Origin of the sequence: Exiguobacterium sp. SL-10, from assembly GCF_004337025.1 — a bacterium.
In the GTDB taxonomy this organism is placed as follows: Bacteria; Bacillota; Bacilli; order Exiguobacteriales; family Exiguobacteriaceae; genus Exiguobacterium.
In genome coordinates this window covers 567,740-586,417 of record NZ_SJUP01000001.1, presented here as the reverse complement: position 1 = coordinate 586,417, position 18,678 = coordinate 567,740, and the positions used below count along the sequence as shown (strand labels likewise).

Here is an 18,678-nt window from a genome sequence, read left to right as displayed (position 1 = left end):
GGAGCGCTCGTTCGCCGACGGGAAGGAGCTCCACGGTCTCCGCTTCACGTTCTACCGGGGGAAAGAGGCGGTGGACCGCGCCAACCTGGTGGCAGCGACCGCACAAAATATGAAGAAACTGGCCAACCTGTTGGCCGAAAACGACCGTCTACATAGCATTTATTCAATTTTATGTCGGGCAGAGCGCCTCGAGCTCGTTGAACACAAAAAAAGACGAACCCATTCGCCAAAAGCGAATGGGTTCGTCAACAGCCTGAGGATGCACAGGCATCCTCTTTTTATATATTAAATTTTGAGACAATCTCTTGCAACTCTTCCGCCATATCCGCAAGCGCCTTTGCAGATTGCGCAATCTCTTCCATCGAGCCGAGTTGGTCCTCGGTCGTCGCCGCTACTTGCTTCGAGGCGATCGAGTTCCCATCGGCGATATGCGCCATTTGTGTCGCCGCGGCTGATACTTCCTCGACGTTCGCCGCAATCTCTTCGACCGTAGCCGTCACGTCCTCGATACGTGGCGTCATCGCCTGCGTTTGTGTCATAATTTTTTGGAAACGCTTGGCCGTATTTTCCGTCGTCTCGAGCCCGGCTTTCGTATGGGCTGACACTTCTTTCATCAACTGGACCGAACGCTCCGTCTCTTGCTTGATGTTCTCAATCAATTCGGAGATCTGTTTCGTCGACTGCTGGGATTGTTCGGCTAACTTCCGGACTTCGCTCGCGACGACGGCGAAGCCTTTCCCGTTCTCGCCGGCCCGTGCTGCTTCAATCGCAGCGTTCAAGGCGAGTAAGTTCGTCTGGGTCGCGATGCCGTTAATGACGTCGACGATATTCCCAATCTCGTTCGAACGCTCAGCAAGTGAGTGAATAACTGTCCCGAACGTCTCAACCGACGAGTCGATTGCTTGCATCTGCGCCACATTTTCCGTGACGGCAGTCGTCCCATCCTCGGCCTCGAGTGCGGTCTCGCGCGACAATTCAGAGACATCCGTCGAGCTCTCAGCGATTCGCATAATGCCGCCCGTGATGGCTTGTAGCGAGACGGCGTTATCGTCGAGTTGACGTTTCGAGTCATCCGCACCGGCGGCCATCTGTTGAACGGCTCCGGCGATTTGTTCTGAGGCGGCCGTGTTCTGCGCCGAGTTAGCCATCAGCTCCTGTGATGAAGCAGCAACTTGACCGATTGATTGGTCTAGACTTTGAATGATGGTGCGAAGCGAACGGGTCATCTCGTTGAAACTCGCAGCGACACGACCGACTTCATCATTCGATTCGACGACGATGTCTTCCGTCAAATCACCGGCTTGAATCCGTTCAGCTCCGACCGTCAAACGATTCAACGGGCGTATAATGGAGCGGAGGATGACGTATAATAGGCCGGCTGCCAAGACGAGCATCAATCCGATCACTCCAACGGTCGTCCATAAGATTCCGGATGTCTCATTCGTGATTTCCTCATCATAAAGCGTCCCGGCAATTTTCCATTGCGTCAACTCGTTCGTCATGAAATCCATCTGTTTACCTTTGTTCTCAAATTCATAGGCAAATTGCCCCGCTTCTTCCGAATAGAGCGGCTCAATCCAATTTCCTTCCCCTTTTTCCCCGACTGCGATCGTCGGATGCGTGACAAACTGCTGTTGCGCATCAAGGATTGTCACATAGCCCTCTTTCCCGATTTGGATGTTCGCCGCGACAGCCGCAATATCGTCGACCTCGACATCGACCGCGATGACCCCGCGACCGTCTGACCCTGTCTGCGACAGCGTGACCATCATCTTGTTTGAGGACGCATCGACGTATGGATCCGTCACGACGACGTTTCCGCCAGCTGCTTCGGCGGCCTCATACCACGGACGAGTCCGTGGATCGTAATCATCCGGCAACTCCTGCGCCGGATATATTGTCATCTCTCCACCGGTCGAGGCATAGTAAATGTTCGTCACGTTCGGATGCGTCTCCAAATATTCGAGAAACTTCTCTTCAAGTTCTAAATTCTCTTCTCCCGCCTCATAGAGGGACGAATCAATCCGCCCCGCAAAGAATGCGACATCGCGCTGGATTGGCTCAATCAAGTTCGTAATTTCATCGTTCATCCGCTCCACTCCCGCGTGGGCCGACTGCATGATTTGATCACTAATTTTTTGCTTCGCTTGACTGTAAGCGACGAATCCAATCAATAAAGAAGGAATCAATAATAACACTAAAGACATGGTAATCAATTTTTGTTTAATGGTAATCGTGCGATTCCGTTTCATAAAACATCTCCTTACCCCGAATAAAATGTTCAAGAACCATCAATATGATGAAGCACGGTCCTTGGGTTATTCACAATATCGGTTAGGAAATATAGTTCTTTATAGTTGATTGAATTATTCAGAAATTATTTTTCAAGAATTGAAGTGGAGTTTCATCCTTTAAACGTGTATAAGAAAATCTTCATATTTGTAATCCTAGATGCGTTAAGTTACCATATCGGAAAAGGGGGTAAAACGATGAATACATTATTGCAAGAAATCAAATCGTATAAAGAACAATTCAAACAAAAAGCACCAGCCGAAAAGCAACGATTGATGGCACAGGCGACGCAAGAATTGAAAGATTCGGGGATGGCGTCCGGTCTAGCAGTAGGCGATCAAGCACCGATGTTTGAATTGCCTCATGCGGACGGAACTCAAATCGATTTGAAGGCACTTCTTCAAAAAGGACCTGTCATCGTCACGTTTTATCGAGGTGGATGGTGCCCCTACTGTAACCTCGAACTCCGAGCGTATCAGCGAGAACTGGCACAAATCGAGGAAAAAGGCGCGACACTCGTGGCCATCAGCCCGGAAACGCCAGATTATTCGCTATCGACAAAAGAAAAGAACGAGCTCGACTTTTACGTGTTGAGCGACGTGGACAACCAAGTCGCGCGACAATTCGATCTCGTCTTTGATATGCCTGATTACTTAATTGAGATTTACGAAGCATCCGGACTTCACGTCGATGCACATAACGGGAATGAGGACTGGCAGCTTCCGAAGCCAGCGACATTCATCATTCAACCAGATGGCACGATCTCATTCAGTGATGTGCCTACTGATTATACGGAACGTGTCGACCCGAAAACAGTCATCGGAACATTATAAAAAGCGGAGGAGATGACAAGCGTCATCTCCTCCTCTGTTATAAAAAAAGAAGACCGTAGAGAGTTCTACGGTCACTAAGCTTAAGCCCCCATAATTGAATCATGACGGGTCGTTTCCCAACCATATGCCACTTCGCGGAGTAACAATTCGCCAAACTCCCGATCTTTTTGGTCGATGACTTGTCCTTGTTTCCGCTCATAAAATGTACGGAATGGATTCATCTCAAGCGCCCAGATCAAGAGTCCTGCCTCACACATTGATTGGACGGCATGTTCAAGGAGAGCGGACCCGATTCCGTTCCCTTGATGATTCTCCAAAATATAGATGGCATATACTTCGTTCGTATGGTTCGGATACTCCCCTGTACGTTCTTTACCGTAAAGGACGAAGCCCACAATCTCATCATCCACAATCGCCACAAAACCGGCTACTTCCTGCCGATGGAGCGCTGTCCGCAACCGCTTGGCCCATTCGATGGAACCGGACGAAACTTTTAATAAATACTCCGACGGTACAATCCCTCGATAGGTCGTACGCCATCCGTTCACACGCACTCTCGCAATCCCATACACATCATCTGGTTTGGCGACCCGAATGTCCAATGTGACCCCCTCCTAACCCGAAGCTTTACAAATAGTTTACCACAAATCCCCAACTCACAATCCAAGATTACATGATTTTTGGGCGTTCTTCCATCACAAAAAAAGAGACGCCACCTGCACTGAGGCAACGTCTCTCGTTGATTATGCAACTTCTTTTGATTGAACCTGTGTAGACGATGTTAACGGTTTTTTCAAGAATGAGAGGAGAAGTGCTCCAATCAATGCTCCGGCGAGAATCGCAAGAGCGTAAAGACCCATACTCATCGCGACGTTACCTGCTCCTTCAAGGAGTGGGAAGACGAAGATCCCACCATGTGGCGCTGGCAATTGGATGGCGAAGAATGCTGACAATCCACCGGCGATGGCAGATCCAAGAATCGCTGACGGCAATACACGGACCGGGTCAGCCGCTGCGAACGGGATGGCTGCTTCCGTAATGAATGAGGCACCCATGATATACGCGGTCTTTCCGGCTTCACGTTCTTGTTTCGAGAACTTCTGACGAGCGAACACTGTAGACGCGAGTGCGACGAGAAGTGGTGGCACCATCCCACCAGCCATGACGGCTGCCATGACTTCTTGGTTACCGGCAGTAAGGGCCGCTGTACCGAAGACGTATGCTGTCTTGTTGATCGGACCGCCCATATCGACGGCCATCATTCCACCGACGATGACACCGAGCAAGATGGCGTTCGCGCCGCTCATGCTATTCAGTGTTTCCATCAACCACGTCATAAGTGCGGCAATCGGTTCGTTGACGACGAGTAACATGATCATCCCAGAGATGAATGAGCCGAGTAGCGGATACAATAGAACTGGCTTGATTCCTTCAAGTGTAGCCGGCAATTTCGCGAGCGCTTTCTTCAAGAAGAGGACGACATAACCTGCCAAGAAACCGGCGATGAGTCCACCGAGGAATCCTGCGTTCCCTTGGCTTGCGAGTGCCCCGGCGACGAGACCTGGTGCGAGACCTGGACGGTCGGCAATCGACATCGCGATGAAACCAGCAAGAATCGGAACGAGGAAGCCGAACGCCGCGCCACCGATTGTCATGAGTTGGGCGGCGAATTCGTTGTATGACGGGTCATCCGGGTTAGCCGAGTTGATGCCCCAGAAGAAACTGAGGGCAATCAAGAGACCACCAGCGACGACGAGAGGAAGCATCGCAGATACCCCGCTCATCAAGTGCTTGTAGATACCGGTGCGCTGTTCTTTTGGCTGACCTGATTTACCAGTTGCTTGATAGACAGGTCCGTCTTGTTTCACGGCCCGGTTGATCAACTCTTCCGGCTTCCGGATGCCTTGGGCGACCGGCACTTCGATGACGTGTTTACCTGCGAAACGGTCCATCTCGACGGCTTTATCGGCTGCGACGATAATGGCAGTCGCTTTCGAGATATCAGCCGCTGTCAATTCATTTTTGACGCCCGTCGATCCATTCGTCTCGACTTTAATGTCAACACCCATCGCTTCCGCTTTTTGCTTCAAGCTGTCGGCGGCCATGTACGTGTGGGCGATACCTGTTGGACAAGCCGTGACGGCAAGGATGTAAGGCGCGTCTGCTTGAACCGGTTTCGAAGCGACAGGAGCCGCCTCAGCTGCTTCTTTTTCTTCGATGGCCCGGATGACGTCATCTTCTGACGTGGCTGCATAGAGACGTTCTTGGAACGCTGGATCCATAAGGAAGACAGATAATTTCGAAAGTGTTTCCAAGTGTTCGTTATTGGCGTGCTCTCCGGCTGCGATCATGAAGAACAAGCGGCTGTCTTGGCCGTCGAGTGCCTCGTAATCGATGCCTTCCGAGCGTCCGAAAGCGATGGCCGGTTGTTTGACGGCTTTCGTCTTCGCGTGTGGGATGGCAATCCCTTCACCGAGTCCAGTCGTACTTTGTGCTTCACGTGCGAGGATTGCGTCGCGATAGCCGTTGCGGTCCGATAGTTTGCCGGCGCGGTCGAGCACGTCGACGAGTTCTTCGATGACTTCGGCTTTCGAACGGCTGCGGAGATTCAGTTGAATCGTGTCTTTTTTAAGAAGGTCCGTGATGTTCATGTTGTTTCCTCCAATCGAGATAGTGGGGTGACGCTGACTTCGCCGACCAAGCGGTCCACGTCTTGTTTTGTGCACAGCCCGAACGTATATGCAGACGCGCTGCCGGTCGTGACCGCATAGCGGAACGCCTCGGTTGCGTCGTGGTCTAGAATGTTGGCGACGAATCCGGCGACGAGTGAATCGCCTGCGCCGACCGAGTTGACAAGTTTACCGCTCGGTGTATTCGCCGTAAAGGCGCCTGAAGCGTTGACGAGCATGGCACCATCACCGGCGAACGAGACGATCACGTTTTGAGCACCGCGTTCGACCAACTGCTCCGCGTATGGGAGCGCCTGTTCAAACGTCTCGATGTCTGTATCGAACAGTTCACCGAGTTCATGGTGGTTCGGTTTGATCATAAGCGGTTTGAGTGCGAGCACTTCAAGCATCGCTTCCTTCGTCGTATCGACGACGAACTCGGCACCGTTCGCCCGAACCGTCTCAGCGAGCGTTCGATAGAGCGTGTCCGGCAGGTTGCCAGGAATGCTTCCGGCGAGCACGACGATATCGCCACGTTGGATGTGATCGAATTGTCGCGTCAACCGTTCAAGTTCCGTATCCGAGATGACAGGACCGCTCGCATTCAATTCCGTCTCTTCTTGCGCCCGGATCTTGACGTTGATTCGTGTCTGTCCATCGACTTCGACGAAATCGGTTTGGACGCCTTTGTCTGTCAACGCCTTCTTGATGAAGTCTCCAGTCGTGCCGCCGACGAATCCGAGGGCGACCGTGTCGACGTCGTATTCACGTAAGACGAACGCGACGTTGATCCCTTTTCCACCGGCTCGTTGTGTCGTCTCTTGAATCCGATTGACTTCACCGAGGACGACTTCAGGGAGGGTGACGTAATAATCGATTGAGGGATTGAGTGTTAATGTGTAAATCATTGGGCGTTCACCACCTTTGTAATTGATTGGATCGAGCTGACATATGGCATGTCGCCAAACGTGACGAGCGTGGCCGCTTCGAGCGGAGCCACCCGGCTGAACGAACGTTTCCCGAATTTTGAATCGTCCGCCAAGATGTACGCTTCACGTGCCAAGTCGATCGCAGTTTTTTTGACGAGTGCCTCTTCCGGGTCCGGGGTCGTGTACCCGGCTTCTAAGTCGACGCCGTTAATGCCGAGAAAGGCGAGGTCGACCCGATAGTTCATCATGCTCTCGCGAGCGTTATAGCCGACGAGCGCTTGCGTCGAACGCTTCAACTCGCCGCCGATCACGAACGTCTTGATATCGAGGTCGAACAAATCGTTGGCGATCGGTAAGCTGTTCGTCACGACGATCACGTCTTTTCCATCTAAGAAAGGAACCATCGCTTGCGTCGTCGTCCCGGCATCGAGATAGACGGACATCCCGTCTTTGATGAACGTTGCGGCCTTCCGTGCAATCGCAACTTTTTCATCGACGTGTTGATCTCGTTTTTCCTCGAACGTCGGCTCTTCTTCGTTGCGTGCCACGAGCGTTGCGCCGCCATGAACACGTGCGAGATAGCCTTCGGCTTCGAGGTCGGTCAAATCCCGGCGAATCGTCGACTCCGACGATGCCGTCAACTCGACCAATTCTTTCAATTTGACAATTTTTTGCTCCGACAGACGTTGCAAAATCAGTTGATGTCGTTGCTTCGTTAACATCGTATTCCCTCCGTAGCTCTAATATAAAGCGTTTTCATTTAAAAAACAATCATAAACATTCAAAATCATTCACTATTTTTAAATCTGTCACAATTATAACATAAAAAACGGTCACTTAGTGACCGTTTTTGGTAGTTCGTCATTGTTTTATCAACCAATCGTTCAATTTTTGGATGAGTTCGGGATGGAGTGGTGCTTCGATCGCTTCCCGGTATTCTTTATGCAACGTGAGGAGCGAGTGCGGGTTAGTGCGTTCGACGAGCAAGTGATTCATGTCGTGGATGATGTAGCTGTCGACGTCCCCTTTCGTCCGAATCGAATGGACATGCTCCGGCGGCACTTGAACGTCACGGTCGCCGGTAAGAGCGAGTACGGGAACACGCACATGTTCGAGCCGCTCCCGGACGTCGTATGATGCATGCTCGCGAATCCATTTGGCGTTGACGACTTGGCCGCGGTACTTGAAGGCAGCGACGTTCGTCCGAAGCGATCGTTCGAGCAAATCGTCTTGGCGCTGGCGAATCTTCTTCGGGACGCCGGTCAATCGATAGAACACGCCCTTAAGTCCTTTCACCGAACCGACTTCAGTTGCGAGTGCGTCGGCTTGTAACAAAAACATCTTCTTCGAGGAATCGTTGAATCCGGCGAGAAGAATCAGTCCGGCCGCGTTCGTCTCGAGCTGAACCGCCGGGGCGATGACGGCCCCTTCGCTATGGCCGAGCACGTACATGTCACCTGCATCCGGCTCCTGTTTGATGGCGTTGACGACGGTGATCGCGTCTGTCACTAGGTCGTGCAGCCCGACTTTATTGAAATCACCGTCTGATTCTCCGATGCCTTGTTTGTCATACCGATAGACGTTGACGCCCATCTCGAAGAGCGCCTCGGCTAGTTTTTTATACGTGCCGAATTGGGATGGACCGAGATTGCCGTCTCGGTCGCTCGGCCCGCTCCCGCTCAAGAGGATGACCGTCTTTCGCGGTTCGCCGTGGGTCAGCCATGTACCGGCCAGTTGTCCATAATTCGTTGTCACGTTCAGTTGTCGTTCCATCATATCGCCTCCCCTTTCATCATAACGGACAATCAAACGTGTTTCGAGTAAAACAAGTAGTCCATCACTCGATTCATGTGACGACCGATGTCATCATTTAACACATATCAAGTCAACTTCATATTCGTACGACCTTCTATAATCCATCAGAAAAATAGTCGTTGATACATCGTAATCATTACGCTATGATGTAATGCGTAATCATTACAATTTGAAAGAAGGATGTAGACTCCATGAAATATTTCCTTGCGGTTATATGTGTAATGCCTTTCCTATTTCTATCCGCCTGCAACGACTCAAGCCAAAGCAACCAGCATTTACATTTCGTCTATAATTTCTCGACGCAATCACTCGACCCGCATCGTGACACTAGCTACGTGCCGCTTCGAGCCGGCGTTACCGAAACACTGTTCAAACTGAACGATGAGACGTTATCCGTCGACCCATGGCTCGCCCAATCGTTCGAACAAGTGAACGAAACGACGTGGCGCATTTACATACGAGAAAACGTGTCGTTCCACAATGGAAAACTGCTCGACGCACAGGCGGTCAAACAATCACTCGACCGCTCCATCGAAGAGAATGTCGGGTTACGTAGCGCGTTGCGCATCAAATCAATCACGCCGGAAGCATCTAGCCTCCTCATTGAGACGACCATACCATATCCAGAACTCGTCAATGAACTGGTCCATCCGAACACATCGATCATTGACGTCACTGCGGATGATGCCATCGATCAAAAGCCTGTCGGGACTGGCCCTTATCAAGTGACGTCGTTCCAACCTGGCTCGAACATTCAACTGGAACGCCATGGCGCATATTGGGATGGGCAACCGAAACTCGATACGGTCACGTTCACGTTCAATGAAGATCCGGGCTCGCGGACGATGGCGCTCCGGTCCGGCGAAGCAGACATCGTCTATCGTCCCGAAATCGAGATGATCGACACATTAGAACAGGACGGGCTCGTCGTCGATAAGGCCGAAACGTTTCGTGTTCATCAGCTGACGATGAACCTGGAACGGGAACACATGCAGTCACTTGCCATGCGTCGACTCATCGACTCGCTCATCAACCGAGAACAAATCGTTGACGGCATCTTGAACGGCTACGCTTCACCTGCTGTCGGGCCGTTCTTACCATCGTTCCCGTTTGCCCCTGCCTATCCTTCTGATGAGGAGGAAGACCTTGCCGACTTGCTCGAACAAGACGGTTACGAGCAGGTTGATGGGTTATTGACTAAAGACGGTAACCCGGTCCAATTGAAACTGTTGACGTATAGCGCCCGTCCTGATTTACCACTTATCGCACAGTTGATTCAATCTGATGCAAAACAAGTCGGGATTACCATCGATATTCAAATGATTGACACACCCGAGGAATATATGGCATCCGAGCGAGATTGGGACTTGGCGACATATAGCAACTTGACCGCACCTCGCGGCGATGGCGGCTATTATTTGAACGCCACGTTCTATCCCGACGGTGCATTGAATTTCAGCGGTGTAGAAGATACGGCGCTGACACAGATGATTGACCGCTTGAATCAGACGGTCGACCGTGATCAACGCGACCAAACGACCGAAGAGATCGCACAATATGTCGATGAGCGCGTCATCAATTCCTTCTTGGTCCACCCTTCAACAAATGTCGCTTTGAAAGACAACGTCCGTGGGTGGGTCACTGAAAAGAGTGAATATTATATGATCACAAAAGACTTGGAAGTGTTGTGAGATGAAGCGATTCGTGGCACGTAAATCACTTGAGTGGGGACTAGCCTTTCTAGTCTTCACTTTTTTCAGTTTCCTGCTTCTACGTCTCGTTCCGGGGGACCCCGTCCTCTATTTACTAAAAGTCGATGAATTGAACGTCGATGTCGCCGAGATTGACCGCCTCCGCGAGGAGCTAGGGTTCACTGCTCCGGTTTGGGTCCAATACGTGAACTGGCTCACGCAAGTATTGCAATTGAATTTAGGGAACTCACTCATCACGGGACAACCGGTAACTCAATTGTTTATGGACAACTATGCTGCGACGTTTGAACTTGCCGCCGGAGGGATCTTTGTGGCGATTGCGCTTGCCGTGCCGTTCGGCACCATCAGTGCGTTCCGACCAAAGTCTGTCTCTGCCAAGCTCGCGACGGGACTGTCAGTCGTCGGATCATCGGTCCCGAGCTTTTTAATCGGGTTGATCCTAATGTATGTGTTCGCCGTGTCCCTTCAGTGGTTTCCCGTAATGGGTCGAAATGGTTGGGACAGTCTCGTCTTACCGTCTCTGACGTTAGGCATTGCCGTCGGATGTGTCTACATCCGGCTCATCCGCTCAACATTACTCGATGTGATGGCATCGGATTACGTCGCGATGGCAAGAGTTCGCGGAATCCGTTCCAGAACGGTATTGATTCGCTATATCACCCGCGCAGCGTTACCGCCTGTCATCTCAATGTTCGGCGTAAGCGTGGCAAGTCTTATGGGTGGTGTCGTCGTACTCGAAGTGTTGTTCGCTTATCCCGGGGTAGGCAAATTGATGGTGGATTCTGTGTTGCGCCGCGATTTCCCGGTCTTACAGGGCTATCTCGTCTTCACGACTTGTTTAGTCGCGAGCATCAACCTTGTGACCAATGGCATGTTACGTCTGCTCCAACCTCACCTTTACCGAAAGGATGTGTCGCGATGAAAAAGCACTTTTTCATCATTTGCGGGTGCTTATTTTTTGCCGTGCTGTATGCGATCACCTCGATGGCTGACCCGTTCGTGACGGATGTGACAAATCGACTCGCCGAACCGTCGCAACAGAACCTACTCGGCACCGATCATTTAGGTCGAGACATTTTTTCGCGACTTCTTCTCGCAGGCGGGATCACGGTCGGATTGAGTACTGCCATTGTCCTCGTCACAGCGACAATTGGCGTTCTATTAGGCACGATGAGCGGATTCGTCTATCGCAGATTGGAACCAATCGTCACAAAAGTGACAGATGCGACCATCATCTTTCCCGATACCGTACTCGCCATCGTGCTCGCCGGAGTCTTAGGTCCAAGCATTCAAAGCCTTGTGCTCGCCATTAGTTTGATTAAGTGGACGTCCTATACGAGGCTCGTGCATACGCTCGTCTTGCAAGAGAGCACGAAAGGACACGTTCTCGCTGCGCGCGTGAACGGTCTTACGAAACCGAAGATCGCCCTCCGGCACGTGCTGCCTGCCGTCTGTCCGCATGTTCTCGTCGTCATGAGTCTCGACCTCGGAAAGGTCATCTTGCTCATCTCCGCCTTCTCCTTCATCGGATTGGGTGTCCAATTGCCTTTCCCTGAGTGGGGCGGAATGATCAGTGAAGGACGACATTATCTTGTAACGAACCCGATGCTCGTTTTTTGGCCGGCATTATGCATCGTGTTAACCATTATCGGGTCGACGAGACTCTCGGCAAAGTTGACACGTCATTTTCAAATTTGAGAAGGAGGAGGAAACGTATGTTACTCATCGATCACCTTTCCATCAAGCAAGGCGAGCGTTTACTTCTACAAGACGTCTCCCTCGCCATCGAACGAAACGAATGGGTCTGCCTCGTTGGCGCAAGCGGGAGCGGCAAATCGCTTCTCGTCAAATCGATTCTGCAGATGCTTCCGGCCACTCTTCAGTCGACTGGGTCGATTTTTTGGAACGACCAAGAAATCGAAGCGGCTAGTAACACGTGTTCAATTTACGGATGCGAGATTGGCTATATCCCACAACAGTATACGACTTCGTTCGCCCCGTTCTTGACGATGGATGCGCATATTCGAGATTTGTTCGCCAGTCATGACCAGGCGTACGACGAAGACCGAATCCGTGCCATCATGGCCGAAGTTCATTTATCGGAAGAACTTTTGTATCGCTATCCGGGCGAGCTGAGCGGTGGTCAGTTGCAGCGGTTTTGCCTGTTGCTCGCGAGTATTCTTCAGCCGAAGCTCATCATCGCAGACGAAATCACGAACTCGCTCGACGTATTGACGGCTCGGCAGGTCACCGAATGGTTGAAGGCGATGATCGGGCAAACGTCGAGCATGCTGTGGGTCTCCCATGACTTGGCCGAGGCGATGACCTATGCCGACCACATTCTCGTCATGAAAGACGGACGCATCGTCGACGCAGGAGACCGCGAGCACCTACTCACCTCGACGGACCCGTACACCCAATCCTTACTTCAGGCGGCACCAGTTTTAAAACGGAAGGATCGACTCGAACATGTTATTACACGTTGAAAACGTCTCGAAGAACTATAATGACCAGCCCGTGCTACGTGATGTGACGTTCACGGTTCAGGCTGGCGAATCGGTCGGTTTGATTGGGACGAGCGGAAGTGGGAAGAGCACGTTGTCCCGTTGTATTCTCGGCCTGGAGTCAATCGATGCTGGCGAGATTCGCTTATGTGATCTGTCTTGGCACACCGCTTCACGTAAAGAAATCAAGTCAATGAGGCAACGCGTTCAAGCCGTGTTTCAAGATAGCTCCGAGTCATTCAATCCGCGATGGACGCTAACAGACTCAATTTTGGAGCCGCTTCGTCATTTTCGAATGATTGAACCGAGTGAAGAAGCGACCAAGTTGGCCCATTTGTGTGATATCGTGGAACTTCCGTACACATGTATGACCTCGTATCCTCGAGAGTTGAGCGGAGGACAGAAGCAACGGGCCGCCATCGCCAGGTCACTTAGCCTCAATCCCCAACTCGTCCTGTTAGACGAAGCGACCACAGCGCTCGACACGCTCACCCAACATCATATCGTCGAGATGCTACAGTCCTATCATCGCGACCAATCCACGGCGTTTTTAATTATCTCTCATGATTTATCGGTCGTATCGAAACTGTGCAATCGGATTCTCGTCTTGTCTGAAGGGACGATTGTCGACGCATTCTGTACCGATGAATTGTTTGACGATGCGCGCCATCCATACACGACCGCGTTGCGTGACGCCTTTGTCGAGAAAGGTCGGTCCTTGAATGGTCTCGGCTAAATCATTCTGGCTCATCGCCTATCCGCTTGTGCTCGCCGGCTTCTCGACACCGCTGCTCGGCGTCGTCGATACAATCGTCATTGCGAACACGGGCCAATTGACCGCGATCGGTGCGGTCGCCATCGGTGCGGTCGTGTTCAACACGCTCTATTGGCTATTCGGGTTTTTAAAAATCAGCACGAGCGGTTTCACGGCGCAAGCGCTCGGTCAAAACGACTTGAACCTTGCTCAAATGAGTTTGTTCCGGCCACTCGTCATCGCGTTTTTCGTCGGAACCAGTTTTGTCTTGTTCTTGATTCCGATTCGGGAATCGGCCATCCATCTACTCGTGACCGATGCGTCGATGGCCGATTCAGTTCGGACGTACATCACGACGCGACTTTACGCTGCTCCTTTCTCACTCGGCACGTATGTTATACTCGGCTGGCTAATCGGACACGGGCGTGTGCGGACTGCTCTAGTGATTCAAATCGGGGGGAATGTACTCAACATCCTCTTAGACGTTTGGTTCATCCGTATGTTTGATGACCCGGTCGCCGGAATCGCTGTCGCGACGAGTTTGTCAGAAGTGATGACGTTCGGGTTCGGTTGGTTGTTCATTCATGGCCGTATTACTTACTCCGCTCAAAGCGCCCGCGATTTGATGAACGTCGGTGCCTATTTTACTTATTTGACCGTCAACCGTGACTTGTTCATCCGGACTGTCTTTTTACTTCTCATGACGGCCTGGTTCACGTCGCTCGGTGCGAGACAAGGCGTCGAGACGTTAAGTGCGAACGCCATCTTGTTTCAATTGCAGTACTTAATCGCCTATTGGTTCAGTGGGATTGGACAAGCTGCTACCGTCTTGATTGGTCGCGCGATCGGGCAAAAATCGATAGAATCCTATCGACTTACCGTTCAAATCGCCTCACGGTTTATCGTATGGTCAACAATTGGGATCACTTTATTGTTGTCGGTGGCACAACAAGGAATCATTCGCCTCTTCACGGAAGATATAACGCTCCGCTCAACGATTGAAACATACTATATGTGGATTCTGATTTATCCGCTCGTCGGTGGTTTGGCCATGTTATATGAAGGTGTCTTTGCTGGAATCGGGGACGCACGGCCCGTCCGTAACTCAATCATTTATGCGTTCGTTGTCTTTACAAGCCTAGTCATCATGCTCTTCCCAACCGTCGGGAACCACGGGATTTGGATAGCATTCCTTTGCTTCAGTCTTACTCGCTCGCTCTCCTTAGGGATTAATGAACGTAGAAGGCGAAACCGTTTGTTCTCACCATCTCACCGCTCTTAAATGGTATAGTGACAAGGTATTCTACATTGGAAAGACAGAAATATGAAAATCAAGAGATGGTTGGTGCAGCCTTTGAATTCGATTTATCCGAATCAACAACGAAAGAAAAAACGCTACCTATACGCTTTCCTCCTCCTGGCTCTACTCAATACAGTGCAACATGTATACGATATGAGTTCAGACATGACCTCCGTGTATCGATTGGTCGGCGGTCTCATTTTTTATGCGTTCCTAATTTATTTCGGCTTACGGGGAAAAAAGTGGGCCGAGATTGCCATCGCAATCGTCGTTTGGATCAACGTCATCGCTTTATCCGTTATTCTCCTGTTCATGGGACTCTCCCTGATTGCATAAAAAAGGCGGCCACTCGTTTGAGTGGTCGCCTTTCGTTCTTTATACGCCTTCGTATGCAGCGTACATAATCTCTTTCAATTCTTCAACGAGCGGCATTTTCGGGTTGGCCGTCGTACATTGGTCTTCGAACGCGTCGACTGCCATCTTGTCGACTTTCGCGTCGAGGTCCGCTTTCTTGATGCCTTGTGCTTTGAACGAGAGCTTGATGTTCAAGCGCTGGCCGAGCTCGATGACCGCTTGGATGAGCGACTCGACGCCTTCTTCCGTCGTGCTGGCTGGAAGTCCGAGGTAGCGCGCGATTTCAGCGTAACGCTCGTCGGCGATGAATGACTCATATTTCGGGAACGCCGCGAGTTTCGATGGGCGTGTCGCATTATAGCGGATGACGTGCGGCATAAGGATCGCGTTCGTCCGTCCGTGTGGGACGTGGAACTCGCCACCGATTTTGTGTGCGATCGAGTGGTTGATACCGAGGAACGCGTTCGCGAACGCCATACCAGCCATTGTCGATGCGTTGTGGACTTTCTGACGCGCTTCGGCGTCACTGCCGTTCTCATACGCTTTCGGGAGGTAATCGAAGATCATCTTCATCGAACGAAGCGCGAGTCCGTCTGTATAGTCGTTTGCCATGACCGAAACGTACGCTTCGATGGCGTGTGTCAATACGTCCATACCTGTATCAGCCGTGATTGAAGCTGGGACCGTCATGACGAACTCAGGGTCGACGATGGCGACGTCCGGTGTGATCGCATAGTCAGCGATCGGGTATTTGACGTTGCGTTTCTTATCCGTGATGACCGTGAACGGTGTCACTTCAGAACCCGTACCTGATGTTGTCGGGATGGCGACGAACATCGACTTGTTGCCGAGTGTCGGGAACTTGTACGTCCGCTTGCGGATATCCATGAATTTTTGGCGAAGGTTCGAGAACTTCTCTTCTGGGCGTTCGTAGAAGAGCCACATGCCTTTCGCGGCATCCATCGGTGATCCACCACCGAGTGCGATAATCATGTCTGGTTGGAAGTGACGCATCGCTTCGGCACCACGCATGACCGTCTCAACCGATGGGTCTGGCTCGACTTGGTCGAAGATGCGGTACTCGACACCAGCCGGCAAGTTTTTGACGACTTTATCGGCAAATCCGAGTTTGACCATCATTTCGTCCGTGACGATCATCGCCCGTTTTTTCGATGTGAGCGATTGAAGGTATTGGACCGAGTTTTTCTCAAAGTAAATCTTTTCAGGGACTTTAAACCATTGCATGTTCACGCGACGTCTCGCCACCTTTTTCACGTTGAGTAGATGTTTCGCCGTCACGTTCTCAGAGACGGAGTTTTTACCGTACGACCCACAACCGAGTGTGAGTGATGGTGTCATTTCGTTATAGAGGTCACCGATTCCGCCGTGTGCCGTTGGCGAGTTGACGATGATCCGGCAAGCTTTCATCCGGAGTCCGAATGCGAGAATCGCGTCGTCATCTGTCGAGTGAATCGCAGCTGTATGTCCGAGACCGCCGATTTCAAGCATCTTCTCAGCGATGGCGAATCCTTCTTCACGTGATTGAACTTTATAAGCTCCGAGCACCGGGCTGAGTTTCTCATGTGAGAGCAACTCCGTCGCACCGACCGTCTCGAGTTCGGCAATCAAGATTTTCGTATCGGCTGGAACTGTAAGTCCAGCTTTCTCAGCAATCCAGGCTGCCGGCTTCCCGACGATTTCAGGGTTGACCGCACACGTGTCTGTTTTAATGACGAGTGTCTCGAGTTTTGCTTTCTCTTCTGGTGAGCAGAAGTAGCAACCGAGCGCCGTCATTTCGGCTTTCACTTCTTCGTAAACTTCTTGGTCGACGATAATCGCTTGTTCAGATGCACAGATCATCCCGTTATCGAACGTTTTCGACAAGATGACGTCCGAGATGGCACGTTTTACTTTTGCTGTCTTGTCGATGTAGGCTGGGACGTTACCAGGACCGACACCGAGGGCCGGTTTACCAGTCGAATAGGCTGATTTGACCATCGCCGCACCGCCTGTTGCGAGGACCATAGCGACTCCTGGGTGGTTCATCAGTGCTTTCGTTGCGTCGAGTGACGGTTTTTCAACCCATTGGATTAAATGTTCCGGTGCACCGGCTTCGATGGCTGCGTCACGAAGGATGCGGGCCGCTTCACTTGAACACTGTTGTGCCGACGGGTGGAAACCGAAGATGATCGGGTTACGTGTTTTGATGGCGATGATCGCTTTGAACATCGTCGTTGATGTCGGGTTTGTGACCGGTGTGACCCCGGCGACGACACCGACCGGCTCGGCGATGTATGTGATACCGTTCTGCTCATCATCTTCGATGACACCGACCGTCTTCTCACCACGAAGTGAGTTATAAATATATTCTGTCGCGAAGATGTTTTTGATCATCTTATCTTCAAATACACCACGACCTGTTTCTTCATATGCATGTTTTGCAAGTGCAACGTGCTGCTCGAGTCCTGCGAGCGCCATCGCTTGAACGATTGCATCGATTTTCTCTTGATCAAACGTCATTAATGTCTCGAGCGCCGTGTGTGCTCGTGTGACGAGCGTGTCGACCATCTGTTCTGCTGATGTTTCCACTACTGCTTTCTCTTTAACTGCCATGTTAGGTTCCTCCTCATGAATGAGAGCTTATACTGCTGACTTGATGGGAAGCACTGGGTACGAGCCGTTCGTTTGATAAGAGTTTGTGCTTTCCTTCACATTCATAGAATACAACGTTTTCGGTCATTTGTGCGTGACAACAATGTGAACTCTTTCACAATATTTTTTTGAAGAATGAGGATAGGTCTTGCTTTTTGATTAGACGCTCAGTAAAATCGTATGCGTTTTCATGAAAATATGTCGCCCTCTCTATGTAAACGCTTACATTATATATGACGAGCCAATGTCGTTTCTCTTGTGCAATTTGTCACTCGAAATGGATTGGTCGTCCACCCGGCCCTCGGTCGTGTATAATGAGGAAAGAACCTAATTAGGAAGTGACTGACTATGCCGAGACAAGACGCAGCCGATCAGTTCGTAAAACTGATCCCATTAATCCGCAGGAAGTTGTTACGCCGTTCCGACCTCCCGCAAATCCCAAACTTGAACTTTTCCCACTTTCATCTGCTCATGTTGATTGAAGATGAAGGCGCCGTGACGAACGGACACATCAGCGAGACGCTTTCGATCGCCCCGCCGAACGTGACGCCGCTCATCACGAAGCTCGTCGATGAGGGGTACATCACCCGCGTGCCGGACGAACGCGACCGTCGTGTCATCTGGAACCAGTTGACAGACAAAGGTGAGCTTGTTCTTCGCGAGCGTCGCGACTCGTTTCGACGCTTGTTCGAGGACCGCCTCGCTTTTTTAGACGAGGAAGAGACGGATCGATTGATTGACAGCTTGAAGACATTGACGGAGATCGTCGAGAAGATGGACAAGAGCGAGGGATGATTTTTGCTCGTCAACATCCACGTCTTCTTATATAATCGAGGATGAATCAATCGAACAATGGAAAGAGAG

At 51.1% G+C, this 18,678-nt stretch carries 16 protein-coding genes and 1 pseudogene; 10 read left to right on the top strand and 7 right to left on the bottom strand.

Annotated features, from left to right (window positions below; translation table 11 throughout):
- Positions 1–130: pseudogene (locus EVJ33_RS15590) on the top strand (transposase); the annotation flags it as partial.
- A gap of 148 nt (positions 131–278) precedes the next feature.
- Here the strand turns inward: EVJ33_RS15590 and EVJ33_RS02945 are convergent.
- Complete coding sequence (locus EVJ33_RS02945) at positions 279–2,252, bottom strand: methyl-accepting chemotaxis protein (RefSeq protein ID WP_236634510.1); 1,974 nt, start codon at positions 2,250–2,252, stop codon at positions 279–281.
- Positions 2,253–2,489: 237 nt separating this feature from the next.
- Between EVJ33_RS02945 and EVJ33_RS02940 the strand changes: the two genes are divergently transcribed.
- Positions 2,490–3,125, top strand: coding sequence for a peroxiredoxin-like family protein (locus EVJ33_RS02940; RefSeq protein WP_131434270.1), 636 nt, complete (start codon positions 2,490–2,492; stop codon positions 3,123–3,125).
- A gap of 80 nt (positions 3,126–3,205) precedes the next feature.
- Here EVJ33_RS02940 and EVJ33_RS02935 read toward each other — a convergent pair whose 3' ends face one another.
- The 5 genes from EVJ33_RS02935 to EVJ33_RS02915 all read right to left on the bottom strand — a co-directional run bounded on the left by EVJ33_RS02935 (position 3,206) and on the right by EVJ33_RS02915 (position 8,496).
- Positions 3,206–3,727: a GNAT family N-acetyltransferase gene (locus EVJ33_RS02935; protein WP_131434268.1), complete on the bottom strand. Its 522-nt coding sequence runs from the start codon at positions 3,725–3,727 to the stop codon at positions 3,206–3,208.
- A 141-nt stretch (positions 3,728–3,868) separates the two neighbouring features.
- Positions 3,869–5,776, bottom strand: a complete 1,908-nt coding sequence (locus EVJ33_RS02930; protein WP_131434266.1) for a PTS fructose transporter subunit IIABC — start codon at positions 5,774–5,776, stop codon at positions 3,869–3,871.
- A complete protein-coding gene (gene pfkB, locus EVJ33_RS02925; RefSeq protein WP_131434264.1) occupies positions 5,773–6,702 on the bottom strand; it encodes a 1-phosphofructokinase in 930 nt (309 codons plus the stop codon). The genes EVJ33_RS02930 and pfkB overlap by 4 nt, the downstream gene beginning before the upstream one ends.
- A complete protein-coding gene (locus EVJ33_RS02920) occupies positions 6,699–7,445 on the bottom strand; it encodes a DeoR/GlpR family DNA-binding transcription regulator (protein WP_131434263.1) in 747 nt (248 codons plus the stop codon). Before EVJ33_RS02920 ends, pfkB begins: the two co-directional genes overlap by 4 nt.
- A gap of 139 nt (positions 7,446–7,584) precedes the next feature.
- The gene (locus EVJ33_RS02915; RefSeq protein ID WP_131434261.1) at positions 7,585–8,496 is read right to left on the bottom strand and encodes an alpha/beta hydrolase; all 912 of its coding nucleotides are present in this window, start codon (positions 8,494–8,496) and stop codon (positions 7,585–7,587) included.
- 263 nt (positions 8,497–8,759) lie between these two features.
- Here EVJ33_RS02915 and nikA point away from each other — a divergent pair, with 263 nt between their 5' ends.
- From nikA to EVJ33_RS15400, 7 genes are all read left to right on the top strand, one after another.
- Positions 8,760–10,229 (top strand): nickel ABC transporter substrate-binding protein, encoded by a 1,470-nt coding sequence (gene nikA / locus EVJ33_RS02910; RefSeq protein ID WP_236634509.1) that lies wholly within the window; start codon positions 8,760–8,762, stop codon positions 10,227–10,229.
- Position 10,230: 1 nt separating this feature from the next.
- The gene (locus EVJ33_RS02905) at positions 10,231–11,172 is read left to right on the top strand and encodes an ABC transporter permease (RefSeq protein ID WP_131434257.1); all 942 of its coding nucleotides are present in this window, start codon (positions 10,231–10,233) and stop codon (positions 11,170–11,172) included.
- Entirely contained in the window at positions 11,169–11,948 is a 780-nt protein-coding gene (locus EVJ33_RS02900) for an ABC transporter permease (protein ID WP_131434255.1), read from the top strand. The genes EVJ33_RS02905 and EVJ33_RS02900 overlap by 4 nt, the downstream gene beginning before the upstream one ends.
- Before the next feature lie 17 nt (positions 11,949–11,965).
- On the top strand, positions 11,966–12,736 hold the full coding sequence (locus EVJ33_RS02895) for an ABC transporter ATP-binding protein (protein ID WP_161566886.1): 771 nt from the start codon (positions 11,966–11,968) through the stop codon (positions 12,734–12,736).
- Complete coding sequence (locus EVJ33_RS02890; protein ID WP_131434251.1) at positions 12,720–13,490, top strand: ABC transporter ATP-binding protein; 771 nt, start codon at positions 12,720–12,722, stop codon at positions 13,488–13,490. Before EVJ33_RS02895 ends, EVJ33_RS02890 begins: the two co-directional genes overlap by 17 nt.
- A complete protein-coding gene (locus EVJ33_RS02885; protein ID WP_131434249.1) occupies positions 13,477–14,790 on the top strand; it encodes an MATE family efflux transporter in 1,314 nt (437 codons plus the stop codon). The genes EVJ33_RS02890 and EVJ33_RS02885 overlap by 14 nt, the downstream gene beginning before the upstream one ends.
- 183 nt (positions 14,791–14,973) lie before the next feature.
- Positions 14,974–15,144, top strand: coding sequence for a hypothetical protein (locus EVJ33_RS15400; RefSeq protein ID WP_161566885.1), 171 nt, complete (start codon positions 14,974–14,976; stop codon positions 15,142–15,144).
- A 39-nt stretch (positions 15,145–15,183) separates the two neighbouring features.
- On the opposite strand, the gene adhE is transcribed toward EVJ33_RS15400, so the two are convergent.
- Positions 15,184–17,775, bottom strand: coding sequence for a bifunctional acetaldehyde-CoA/alcohol dehydrogenase (gene adhE / locus EVJ33_RS02880; protein WP_131434247.1), 2,592 nt, complete (start codon positions 17,773–17,775; stop codon positions 15,184–15,186).
- 387 nt (positions 17,776–18,162) lie between these two features.
- Between adhE and EVJ33_RS02875 the strand changes: the two genes are divergently transcribed.
- On the top strand, positions 18,163–18,609 hold the full coding sequence (locus EVJ33_RS02875) for a MarR family winged helix-turn-helix transcriptional regulator (RefSeq protein WP_034777458.1): 447 nt from the start codon (positions 18,163–18,165) through the stop codon (positions 18,607–18,609).
- Positions 18,610–18,678: the final 69 nt, after the last annotated feature.